Genomic DNA, 10965 nt, shown 5'->3' with positions numbered 1-10965 from the left:
GCCTGTGGGGTCTCCCTTGGACTCGCTATTCCCGCAGGAGTCTCGCACCTTCCGTTCCAATCAACTATGTTTAAAAATTTGGATAGAACTCCTTTTGCCTAAAGTCTTAGGAACTGTGAAAAGCGGTTCCTTTTTTTTATAGAATTAAAAACAAAGGTTTGTGTAAAGGGTGCGTTAGTTCAATAAGTAGATATTCCTGATGTGGTATTATATGGATATAATAAAGACTTAGGTCTCATAATTCTTTGCGGCTTTGGAATTTTCAAGATTGCCAAAATCATAAAAAGTTGAGGCTAGCCGGCGGTCATTCCTTATGAAAATAAAGGGGAAGGATAACTATATAACACAAATTGGAAAATATGTATTTACTTGGACTGGAAATTGTAATTAAGCGATAAAACAAAAAAATCCCAACAATTAAGTTGGGGATGAATTTTAACTGGTGAGTTCTGTTAATTAGAATATGGCCTCACGCATTTTATGTGTTTCCGTTTTTTATATTTAGTCTTTTTTTTATGGATATATTTTCCCAATTACTGTTCGGGTTACACAGGTTCTTATCAAGAACCCTTCCTTGTACTATTAATATTTCAGAAATATAAGCTACTTCTTTATATTTTCTAATGCTCTATAAGCATTTGCTTCTCCTGAACCAAATAAAGCATCTTGTCCTTTCTTTCCATAGTCAAGAGTTGTTTGCTTAATGCGTGCGGTTACTTGGGCCGGTGTATATTCCGGATGAGCTGCCTTAATAACCCCTGCAATTCCAGCTACTTGAGGAGTGGCCATGGAAGTACCAGCATTAAACTCATATGAAGTACCTAAATAGGTAGGCCAAGTACTAAGGATTAAGTTACTTGGATCAGCCGCCGCAGGGTCATTGGTTTCTGCATATTCAGGCCCGTAATCCCCTCCGGGAGCTGCAACGTCAATGGCACTGTTTCCATAATTAGAGTAGAAAGCAAGCTGTTGAGTTGACCATTTTGTGGTGGCAGACACATTAATGACTCCTGGCAGCTGTGCTGGTACCACGGTTGCAGGCCCTTTCACGCTCATTCCATATGGTTCATACAATTTATTTAAAAATTCGTTAACTTCCTTCTTGTCATCTAAATTTAAACTTTCATTACCACTGCCGGCCACTACAGTTACTCCATTCTTTACTGCATATTGAATGGCTCTCTTCCAAAGTAACGTTTCAGCGATTGATTTATAACTTTCTCCTTCAATTGTCATTTTGTTATTATTATAGAAACGTAGAGACATATTAATAACATCTACCTTGTCATTTGTTGCTGCAATGATTCCATCTATAATCCAAGTTGGTAATCCAAGGGCTTGCTCTGAGTATAATGCGCGATAGGATCTGATTCCTAAATCAGGTCCTACACCCTTTACTTTACCATTTGCTCCAATGATCCCGGCAACGTGAGTGCCATGCCCATTGCGATCTTTAATATCAGTGGGATCACCTGTTTCAGATTCATCCATTCCAGCAGGAACAAGGTTACGTCCGCCTAAATTATTATTCTTTAAGTCAGGATGAGACTCATCAATTCCGGTATCAATCACTCCCATCACTGCTTTATGAGTAATGCTTCCATCTTTATTTTTATATCCGCCTGTTTCTAAATCATATGATTTCCCGTCGTTGGTCACCCTTTGTATATCCCATTGGGAGTCCCAATAACTCTCAGAATTTTGCTGGCTGATGATACTGGATCCATAGTTATAAGGGCTGACCGCTGTTTTGTCTAAGGTTAGGGGAATTTCCCTGTTAGCAGCTTCTATTGAAGAATTAGCTTTTAGGTTTTTAAGAAAAGAAGGCTCGTCAGATTGAGCTTCTATTCCTCCAACTTCGGGAAGGACTTTGGTTACTTTACCACCGGCTTTCCGTATTACCTCTTGATAATTCGCTGGTAATCCACCTTTAAAAGCTATTGCGTATGAGTCATTCATCTCTTGATTTTGACTCTTAGCTTGGGCAGGAACAACACCAACGGAAAGTATCCCTGCTCCTACAGCAATCGAAAGTACCGTATGTAGAATTCTCTTTTTCATATGTCTCCTCCTATATAATGGAAAATATTAACCATATACTATCTTAATATACAACAACTTAAATTCCAAGTTTTTCTAATGAATCTATTGGCAGCTCTTTTTATTTATGAAATGATCCGGGCAGTCAGTTGAAGAAGGGAAAGGTTTTTTTGTCTAGAATATGTCTAGTGGGAACTATGAAAGGTGTAAAAACCCTGTGTCGCCAAAAGGTTTATATATTAATGCAATTCCAGTATCAATCAATCTATGAGGAGGGTTCAAATGGATAAAAGAGTTCAATTTGACTTTGAAATCAAGTTTACTAATGGCGGTGGGCTTCAAGGGCAGGAATTCCGCCTTGATATTGATGGAGATGACATCACTGACCAAGAGTTAGCCAAGTATATTGTAGAGGATATGAGGTTACTAATGGTTGGAGAAGTTAAGATATTTAATAAAAAGATCATTAATGAAAAACATAAACGAAAACCTGTTGATGAGAACTCCGGAAAGTAACAGGCTCTTCAGCTATCAAGTGCGTTTGTGATGATCGGAGCTGTCTTTAAGGCAGCTTTTTCTTTTGGAGATAAAGGGGCAGGATCGTTCAAGAAGGTATTGGTAAATCATTGACGAAAATATAAAGAGCTTAGTAAGAATTGCTTCTGATGAAAAACAGGAAAAATCTAGCTGCCAATAACTTTAGGGGGGAAAATATTGAAACAAACATTACTGATAATCGATGCTCAACAGGAATTAATAGAAGGCAATAAGGTGGAACAAGGAGTCTTTGAAAAAGAAAAAATCGTTACTAACATTAATACTGTCATTGAAAAAGCGATAAAGGAAGATATCCCTGTTGTTTTTATAAGAGATTTAGATGTTTCACATGGTGAAGGACCTGGATTCCAGATACACAGGGATATTAAGGTGCCATCAACTGCTATCATATTTGATAAAGCTGCCACAAATTCGTTTTATGGCACTCCATTACACGAACATTTAAGTGAAAACAATGTAGACCATATTGTAATAATGGGATGTAAGACGGAACATTGTATTGATTCAGCCGTTAGAACAGCAACAATCAATCATTTTGATGTAACATTAGTTGGTGATGGTCATTCCACTTCTGATTCCAAGAACTTATCTGCAAATCAAATAATCCTTCATCACAATGAAATCCTTCACGGTCACTATAATGTAGACAATTTTTCACTTGTTAGAAATTCTAATGAAGATTTGTTTACACCCGTTCACAATAATTATCGATAATCATCTTCAACTGATATGGCATATCTTTTGATTTGGAGAATAATAAAGATGTTGGTTTGTAAGGATGATTTAAATTTTCAAGTAGAACGAAGAAACAGTGTTGTTTATTTGAGAAGCTAAGCAGGGATATGCTTTCTTCAATGAGTGGGGTTGCTTCGGCAGCCTTTTTTTCTTGCGGAACTGACGAACGATTAAACCCCTTGAGGTCCTTAAGGGGTTTTAGCTTTTATGCAAACTAGATTTGTATAACGCAGTCATTCGATCCTATGAGGTCTTCTTTAACGGGGTAGTTTATTTTCTTAATTTAATGGACAAATTAATATAAGTTGAAGTTATGCAATGGTACGTTCAAATCAGGTATATGTTTGTCAAAAACATATAGAAGTTGGAGAGAAATGAATAGTAAAATAGAGAATTTAACAAAACGGCTATCTGCTGCTCAAATCATTGTTTTTTATTACCTGGTAGCTGTAGTGGTTTCAACCATTTTATTGCTGCTTCCTATTACTCAAACGCAGAATGCAGAGCTCTCATTTATTGATGGAGTATTCATTTCTATTAGTGCGGTGACTGTAACGGGATTATCCACGGCAGATGTAAGCCAGCTGCTCAGTGTTCCCGGTACGTTTATTTTTGCCATCATCCTCCAGTTTGGTGGAATTGGGGTCATGGCTTTCGGAACCATACTATGGCTTGTATCAGGAAGGAAAATAGGACTCAGGGCAAGAATACTCATGACGACAGAACAAAACAGCCCCACTTTTTCCGGGATTGTTCGGTTCATACGAATGATCTTCTTTTTCTTTGTCATGATTGAGCTATTAGGGGCTATTGTCTTCGGTACATATTTTTTGAAGTATTTCCCAACATGGCAAGAGGCTTTTTTGCAGGGTTTCTTCGCTTCTGTGTCTGCTACGACAAATGCCGGTTTTGATATCACAGGAAAATCACTTATTCCGTTTGCACACGATTATTTTGTCCTGACCTTGAATATAGTACTCTTTATTATCGGATCCCTTGGGTTTCCTGTTTTAATGGAGGTAAGTCAGTGGCTCAGGCATAAGGGAAAGATGCCATTCCGGTTCTCCTTGTTCACAAAAATTACAACCGCAACTTTTTTCATACTGATCGTAATTGGAGCCATTCTCATTTATCTGTTTGAGTACAGTCATTTCTATGTGGAAACGACTTGGCATCAATCCTTTGTCCATTCTTTGTTTTATTCGACATCTTCAAGGACTGGCGGAATGGCGATCAGCGACGTCAATCAATTTTCAGTACCTACCATTTTGTTACTGTGTATTTTTATGTTCATAGGGGCATCCCCCAGCAGTGCTGGGGGTGGGATACGAACCACCACGTTTGCTGTGATGCTGCTTACCATTTACAACTATGCGAAAGGGAACAGAACAATAAAAATATTCAAAAGGGAGATCGATGAGGAAGATATCATCAAGTCATTCATCGTTTTCACAACAGGTATGATCCTGTGCAGTGTGGCAGTTGTCATTCTTGAATGCATTGAATCTGCCTTTTCCCTAACGGAAATTTTATTCGAAGTTTCCTCTGCTTTTGGCACTGTAGGCCTTTCGCTTGGCATTACACCGGAATTGAGTACTGCCGGGAAGGTCGTAATCATGACTTTAATGTTTATAGGGAAAATCGGGATGTTTACCTTCTTATTCAGTATGGGGGGCAAACCATTAAAACATGCGTATCATTATCCTAAAGAGCGCATCATTATAGGATAAAAAAAGGTACTGCTGCAAATGTTGTTGTCTTTTTCTTGATCGAGGAAAAATTCAAGCTGAGGGGCATCGTACCCAATTATGTACATTGCTTTTATTTTTCGCTAAAATAAAAGGTATAATGAATGCTTATATAGTTTATTGATGATAAAAGATAATGAGGTAGAAAAAAAATGATTGCAAAAACAGAAGATGATTTTAATGGTTTGAAGGAAATTGGCAAAATTATTGCCTCCATTAGAGATGAATTGGTACAAAGAACAATTCCGGGCATAACGACCAAAGAACTTGATGATATAGCCGGGGAACGTTTAGAACAAGCGGGTGCAGTTTCAGCTCCAAAAGGTGTATATGATTTTCCTGGCTATACTTGCATCAGCCTAAATGATGAAGTGGCGCATGGCATTCCGGGTGATCGGGTTATTCGTGAAGGGGATATAGTAAATATAGATGTATCCGCTTCAAAGAACGGTTATTTCGCAGATACAGGAATCTCATTTGTAGTAGGCGAAGGAGAAGAAGTATTAGCGAAATTATGCGACGTCGCCAAAAAGGCATTTGAAGCGGGCCTTAAGAAAGCAAAACCCGGTTCCAAAAAAAGCAGAATCGGAAAAGCGGTGTTCGAAACAGCGAGACAGCATGGGTTCACGGTTATCAAAAACCTTACAGGACATGGTGTTGGACGTAGAATACACGAAGCACCTGACCATATTTGTAATTATTATGATCCATGGGATAATGAAATATTAAAGGAAGGGATGGTTATCGCATTCGAACCATTTATCTCAACCTTTGAAGAAGAAGTATTCCAAAAAGAAGACGGTTGGACCTATGCTACAGAAAAAAGCTTTGTAGCTCAAGTGGAACATACGATTATCCTTACTAAAAATGGACCGATCATTGTCACGCTTTAATTCAAGCATAGACAGAAAAGACGATATAAGTAGTTCGCCCTGAAGTAACATATAAACTCGTAACAGTTTAAAAGAATGTTTCTCGCATCTAAAGGAGTTGCTTTTGCAGCTCCTTTTCTTATCGAACTAAAGGGGCAGGTTAAGCAAAGTTTCTTCAAACTGTTTCTCTAACAGATAATTTATTCACCTTGTAATCGTTACTCCATATAATGAAAGTGGATAGGACAACTCTCTCCTGTCCTATTTTATTCCCATCCGGTTCATTTGAAGTAACTATTCTTAGCGGCGAATAGTTACTCTTTTTAGTTACAAAGAATCTTCACCAAACAAGTCAATTAACTGATTTCCCTACCCGGTTTTTTTATTAAGGATCATCCACTCCACTATGACAAAGTTGAGAGCGAGCCCTGCCCAAATGTTCACATTCAATACTTCCTCGATCATCTTATCTCTTCCTTCTGGAAGCATAAATCCATTTTAAAAGTGTAATAAGTAATGAGAAGTACGGGTACTAGTACACGTGCTCTGACTGCTACTAGAGTTATACCAAAACTGCGCATCATCCATATTCGGTGTGCATTAAAATGTCCTTAGCAGCTGTACGGTAACCCTTCCAACATGTGAATAACCACAGAATGGCCAGAGTGAGAAAAGCTGTTGCTTTTGTGAAGATTTCTATATAGAAGACAACTGCTAGAGCAAGAATTCCACTAATAAAAACACTGACAACATCCCCTACATAGCGATGAACCATTGGATTTTTCAAACGAATACGATCCATAAACTGAAGAAAACCTGTTATTAAGGCAATGAAGGCGCAACCAATACGTGTAACCAGTATAGAATATTGTGTTGTCGAAGTAATATCTACACGGCTGTTAGCAGGATTTAAAGTTAGATGGGGGATCATGAAAGGAATCATAATCCCAACCGAGACTATAACTAAAATCCACCAACCCTTTTTTTGCATCCTACCTTTTTTAACTCCTTTATTATGTTTGTACGTAACAGGCAGAATTTTAGGTGGTTTTAGAGTCATTCGATAATTTTTTCCCTAATGGTGTCAGAATGCCATCAATGGTGGATGAATTCTTTTCACGCAAATAATTTTCCAGTTCAGCTTCACCCTTTTTCATGTTGGACCGATTCAATGTTTCACGTTCTCTGGAGTAGGTCATGAAGGGGACACTATATCCGCAAGAGGTTTGGACTTTATGAATTTTGGCTAAAATGATTTGTCTTGCACCGGGCATCATTTCAAAATGACCTATCATCCGATCCCATTCTTCTGTTTCAGGCAGAATCACCTTGCCTGAACCATATAAGCGCAAGATCATCGGTGGACCTTCAAATGCACAAAACATAAAGGTGATCCGGGCATTTTCATTAATATGTCCGCTTGTTTCGTTACCACTCCCGGTTAGATCCAAATACGCAATTTCGGTAGATGATAGGATGCGAAGGGTATCATACCCTTTTGGAGAAAGGTTTACATGCCCCGCCGCATCCAAAGGTGCCGTTGCAATAAAAAACAAATGCTGTTTCTTTATGAAGTTTTGATGCTCAGCTAACATTTCCGGAAAATACTTTGCCATCATTATCCCTCCAAAGAAATCCATTTTAAAATATAAGTTCTCTATTAATGAGTGGATTACCTTTTTCAGCTTTACTCCCCTGATGAAAAAAGCGATAGCTACATACATCGCTCTTTTCCCTTTGAGAATCCGGCTGACCTTTATGAACGATATTAATTTTAGATTACAAGGGTGATTAAGAATTTGAGATTTTCCAGTATTGTACTATGATAAATTTATATTGTTTGAATTTGGAAGGGGATGGGACAATGACCAGACTCTTACAGAATCATCTAAGGAGTGGTAAAATGGCACGTGTTTTATTTATTAATGCTGGATCAGAAGGACATATCAATCCAACTATTGGAGTTGTGCAAGAGCTTATTTCGCGTGGAGAAGAGGTAGTGTACTTTACGATAGAAGCTTTTCGAGAACGTATTGAGAAGACGGGAGCTACTGTACGAACAATTGACGGTGAAAAATTTATAGAAGCTTTTCTCTCAGGGGGAAGAAATTATTTACTCGAAAGAATCAACGGTCTTTTACATACGGTAGATATCGTCATACCTAGCGTGCTTGAACAGATCAAAGGAGAGCATTTCGATTACATCATCCATGATTCCATGTTTGGCTGTGGACGTATGCTTGCCCAAATCCTTAAGCTTCCCTCAATCAATTCTTGTACTTCTTTTGGACAGACAAAAGCAACATTCGATAAAATGCTGGAACAGCTTTCTAAAGAAATCACTCCAGAAATAGGTAAACCTATACAAGATGAATTTCAAAGACTGACGGCAATGGTGAAGGAAAAATATGATGTGGAGATCCATTCTGCTTACGAAGTTTTTTGTAATCCTGCACCACTTTCAATCGTTTATACAACTAGGGAGTTTCAACCTTTTAAAGAAGCATTCGACCAAACTTACAAATTTGTAGGTCCGTCCATCTCTTCACGAATAAAGCAGGATAACTTTGACCTTGCTGATATCAAAGGAAAAAGTCCCCTTTACATTTCGCTTGGGACGGTTTTTAACCGGTCTCTTGATTTTTATAAGCTTTGTTTTGAAGCATTTGGAAATAGCGATCACACGGTGGTCATGTCGGTCGGTCAACAAACCCCGCTAATTGAATTAGGAGAGATCCCCAAAAACTTCATTGTGAAAAAATACGTTCCACAAACGGACGTGCTAAAATACACTAAATTATTTATCACACATGGCGGAATGAATAGTACAAATGAGGGTCTCTACTATGGAGTTCCGCTAATTGTCATCCCGCAAAGCGCGGATCAGCCGATGATTGCAGGGCAAGTTGCCAATATTGGAGCCGGTATTACATTACAAATGCAAAGCTTGACTGCAAAACAACTGCGTAAGGCCGCAGATCATGTATTAAACGACCCAACTTTTCATAAAACTGTTTCAAGTTTAAAAGAATCGTTTCAAAAATCGGGTGGATATCACCAAGCTGTTGATGAGATTTTTAAATTTAAAAGACAATACGATATTTAAAAATGAATGATCGGCGGCATTTTCTTAGTGGGTATGGAAATCTTTTTTCTTATGCCACTCTTTGGGCATGAAGAGCGTTGACCTAAAAAGGTATTGCCCTTTTTACATAGAAAATAAAATGGGGGACATATATGGAAATTTGTTTAATTGGTGGCGGAAATCACACGAATAATGAATTACGTGAAGTGTTCCTGGAACTTTCAAAAATGATTAAACCTGAAGCTAAGATTTTAATAATCCCTTTTGCAACCGACAATTCCAGGTATGAAAGTTGGAAGGCAAGTATTAAACAAGCCTTTTCAATCATGGAGAATGTAAGTATTGAATTATTAAATGAAGACCTTTCAGACAAAGAAATGGAAAAGTCTATAATAGAACATGATATTCTTTATTTTATAGGTGGAAAGCCAGAACGGTTAATCCATGTAATTGAAGAAAAAGGACTTACATCAATTATCAAAAACTTTCAAGGTTTAATCATTGGATATAGTGCGGGCTCATTAGCTTTCGGCAATGATTGCATAATCACAAAAGATAAAGACTATCCAGAAACGATAGTGATCAAGGGCTTAGGATTAGTGGGGTTTAGCGTTGAGGTCCATTACGAGGATAATATAGATGGAGAATTATTTCCCCTATCAAATGAACGAAAGATATATGCAATACCAAATGGAAGTGCAGTTTTCTCCAAGAAAGGGGAACTATATAAAGGTATAAATGATATCTATTCGTTTCAAAATTTGAAAAAGGAAATAGTGAATTTCAAAGTCTTATAAAACTGGCAGGCGCTTTATCCCAATAAGCCGCGGCAGCATTTTTCATATGCGGGAGCATGGTCGCAGGAAGCTAAGGATAGAGAAAAGGAGACTGCAATGAAAGTAAATTTAATGATCTTCATTACATCAATAAAAGAACAAGAAAAGAATAGGTTAATGATGAAAACATTTGAATCTGATATTCGTCCTGTTACAGGGGATATAATTGATGATCCCGGGTTCGATCCACGATTTCATAATGGATATGAAGTTGTAAAGGTTACCATAAATTATGCTTCGGATGAATGTTTGGTATCCCTGCACCCGCTTGCGATCGAAATCGAGGAAATCAGGATGGAAACTTATTTGGAGAAACTGGAAGCCCACGGTTGGCGTGCTGTCTCAAAAGAAGAATTGAAAAGTATGTAAAAATGATATATGGAGGGAGTATGTAAATGGAAAAATACTCGACAACCACTTTAAAGATGATTAGAAATTTTGATGTAATGCCTGAAAGGGTATTTGATGCATGGGTGAACCCTGGGATGATGAGAAAATGGTTTTTTACATTGGAGGGGACAAATAAAGTGGCACAAAATGATCCTCAAGTGGGAGGAGCTTGGGAGATTATTGATCATCGCGATGGAAAAGATTATCGGGCGATAGGGGAATACCTTGTAATGGACCGGCCCAATAAATTAGTGTTCACGTTTAAAATGCCGCAATTCAGTGAAGCGGCAGATACGATTACAGTTGAGCTGCAAGAACATCAAAAGGGCTGTGAAATGACATTTTCACAAAACATCACCGTTCCTCATGAAGAAAATTGGGCAGAATCCGATATCGAAAAAGCTCTCGAAGAGTACCACGATGGATCTGAACATGGCTGGAATTTAATGTTTATGGGACTGAAAGAATTGGTTGAAACTGGACAAGTCAGCTATAAAGGTTAATGGACGTTGGCCACAGTTTTTAGACAAAAGGGAATCGGAATCACATCCCGAACCCTGAAGGTTGGAATGGATTGAAGAAATTTGCGACACTCCTGCCGAAAAACTGGCTAGCCGAGACCCCACAGGCACTTGTGCCAACGAGGCTTGACAGACAGTCGGCTGTAAGGGAGCGGATTTCCTGAAAGCAGCTGAAGTTTT

General features: G+C 38.3%; 11 protein-coding genes. 8 read left to right on the top strand and 3 right to left on the bottom strand.

Annotation, left to right across the window (positions count from 1 at the left end; genetic code table 11):
- Positions 1–603: 603 nt before the first annotated feature.
- Positions 604–2061, bottom strand: a complete 1458-nt coding sequence (locus ADA55_RS22230) for a S8 family serine peptidase (protein ID WP_048687642.1) — start codon at positions 2059–2061, stop codon at positions 604–606.
- 261 nt (positions 2062–2322) lie between these two features.
- Here ADA55_RS22230 and ADA55_RS22225 point away from each other — a divergent pair, with 261 nt between their 5' ends.
- The 4 genes from ADA55_RS22225 (at position 2323) to map (ending at position 5974) form a co-directional block, all read left to right on the top strand.
- On the top strand, positions 2323–2556 hold the full coding sequence (locus ADA55_RS22225) for a hypothetical protein (protein ID WP_034304346.1): 234 nt from the start codon (positions 2323–2325) through the stop codon (positions 2554–2556).
- Positions 2557–2754: 198 nt separating this feature from the next.
- The gene (locus ADA55_RS22220; RefSeq protein ID WP_048687641.1) at positions 2755–3312 is read left to right on the top strand and encodes a cysteine hydrolase family protein; all 558 of its coding nucleotides are present in this window, start codon (positions 2755–2757) and stop codon (positions 3310–3312) included.
- A gap of 395 nt (positions 3313–3707) precedes the next feature.
- On the top strand, positions 3708–5063 hold the full coding sequence (locus tag ADA55_RS22215) for a TrkH family potassium uptake protein (protein ID WP_048687640.1): 1356 nt from the start codon (positions 3708–3710) through the stop codon (positions 5061–5063).
- A gap of 170 nt (positions 5064–5233) precedes the next feature.
- Entirely contained in the window at positions 5234–5974 is a 741-nt protein-coding gene (gene map / locus ADA55_RS22210) for a type I methionyl aminopeptidase (protein WP_048687639.1), read from the top strand.
- A 559-nt stretch (positions 5975–6533) separates the two neighbouring features.
- Here map and ADA55_RS22205 read toward each other — a convergent pair.
- Together ADA55_RS22205 and ADA55_RS22200 are read right to left on the bottom strand one after the other, a co-directional pair.
- Positions 6534–6944: a DUF2306 domain-containing protein gene (locus ADA55_RS22205; RefSeq protein ID WP_226990529.1), complete on the bottom strand. Its 411-nt coding sequence runs from the start codon at positions 6942–6944 to the stop codon at positions 6534–6536.
- 49 nt (positions 6945–6993) lie between these two features.
- A complete protein-coding gene (locus tag ADA55_RS22200) occupies positions 6994–7569 on the bottom strand; it encodes a pyridoxamine 5'-phosphate oxidase family protein (protein WP_048687643.1) in 576 nt (191 codons plus the stop codon).
- Between the two features lie 287 nt (positions 7570–7856).
- Here ADA55_RS22200 and ADA55_RS22195 point away from each other — a divergent pair, with 287 nt between their 5' ends.
- The 4 genes from ADA55_RS22195 to ADA55_RS22180 all read left to right on the top strand — a co-directional run bounded on the left by ADA55_RS22195 (position 7857) and on the right by ADA55_RS22180 (position 10767).
- On the top strand, positions 7857–9059 hold the full coding sequence (locus ADA55_RS22195; RefSeq protein ID WP_048687638.1) for a macrolide family glycosyltransferase: 1203 nt from the start codon (positions 7857–7859) through the stop codon (positions 9057–9059).
- Between the two features lie 131 nt (positions 9060–9190).
- A complete protein-coding gene (locus ADA55_RS22190) occupies positions 9191–9835 on the top strand; it encodes a Type 1 glutamine amidotransferase-like domain-containing protein (protein WP_048687637.1) in 645 nt (214 codons plus the stop codon).
- Between the two features lie 96 nt (positions 9836–9931).
- A complete protein-coding gene (locus tag ADA55_RS22185) occupies positions 9932–10243 on the top strand; it encodes a hypothetical protein (protein ID WP_048687636.1) in 312 nt (103 codons plus the stop codon).
- Between the two features lie 26 nt (positions 10244–10269).
- Entirely contained in the window at positions 10270–10767 is a 498-nt protein-coding gene (locus ADA55_RS22180; protein WP_048687635.1) for an SRPBCC family protein, read from the top strand.
- Positions 10768–10965: the final 198 nt, after the last annotated feature.

The sequence above is a fragment of the Bacillus sp. 220_BSPC genome (assembly GCF_001054655.1).
GTDB classification, from domain to species: Bacteria; Bacillota; Bacilli; order Bacillales; family DSM-1321; genus Peribacillus; species Peribacillus frigoritolerans.
The sequence above is the reverse complement of the archived record's forward strand: the minus strand, read 5'-3'. Positions and strand labels throughout refer to the sequence as shown.

Excerpts from the sequence above, each read along its gene's own strand:
- ADA55_RS22180 (WP_048687635.1), top strand. The coding sequence starts at position 10,270 with ATGGAAAAATACTCGACAACCACTTTAAAGATGATTAGAAATTTTGAT.
- ADA55_RS22195 (WP_048687638.1), top strand. The coding sequence starts at position 7,857 with ATGGCACGTGTTTTATTTATTAATGCTGGATCAGAAGGACATATCAAT.
- ADA55_RS22225 (WP_034304346.1), top strand. The coding sequence starts at position 2,323 with ATGGATAAAAGAGTTCAATTTGACTTTGAAATCAAGTTTACTAATGGC.
- ADA55_RS22200 (WP_048687643.1), bottom strand. The coding sequence starts at position 7,569 with ATGGCAAAGTATTTTCCGGAAATGTTAGCTGAGCATCAAAACTTCATA.
- map (WP_048687639.1), top strand. The coding sequence starts at position 5,234 with ATGATTGCAAAAACAGAAGATGATTTTAATGGTTTGAAGGAAATTGGC.
- ADA55_RS22230 (WP_048687642.1), bottom strand. The coding sequence starts at position 2,061 with ATGAAAAAGAGAATTCTACATACGGTACTTTCGATTGCTGTAGGAGCA.
- ADA55_RS22215 (WP_048687640.1), top strand. The coding sequence starts at position 3,708 with ATGAATAGTAAAATAGAGAATTTAACAAAACGGCTATCTGCTGCTCAA.
- ADA55_RS22205 (WP_226990529.1), bottom strand. The coding sequence starts at position 6,944 with ATGCAAAAAAAGGGTTGGTGGATTTTAGTTATAGTCTCGGTTGGGATT.
- ADA55_RS22190 (WP_048687637.1), top strand. The coding sequence starts at position 9,191 with ATGGAAATTTGTTTAATTGGTGGCGGAAATCACACGAATAATGAATTA.
- ADA55_RS22185 (WP_048687636.1), top strand. The coding sequence starts at position 9,932 with ATGAAAGTAAATTTAATGATCTTCATTACATCAATAAAAGAACAAGAA.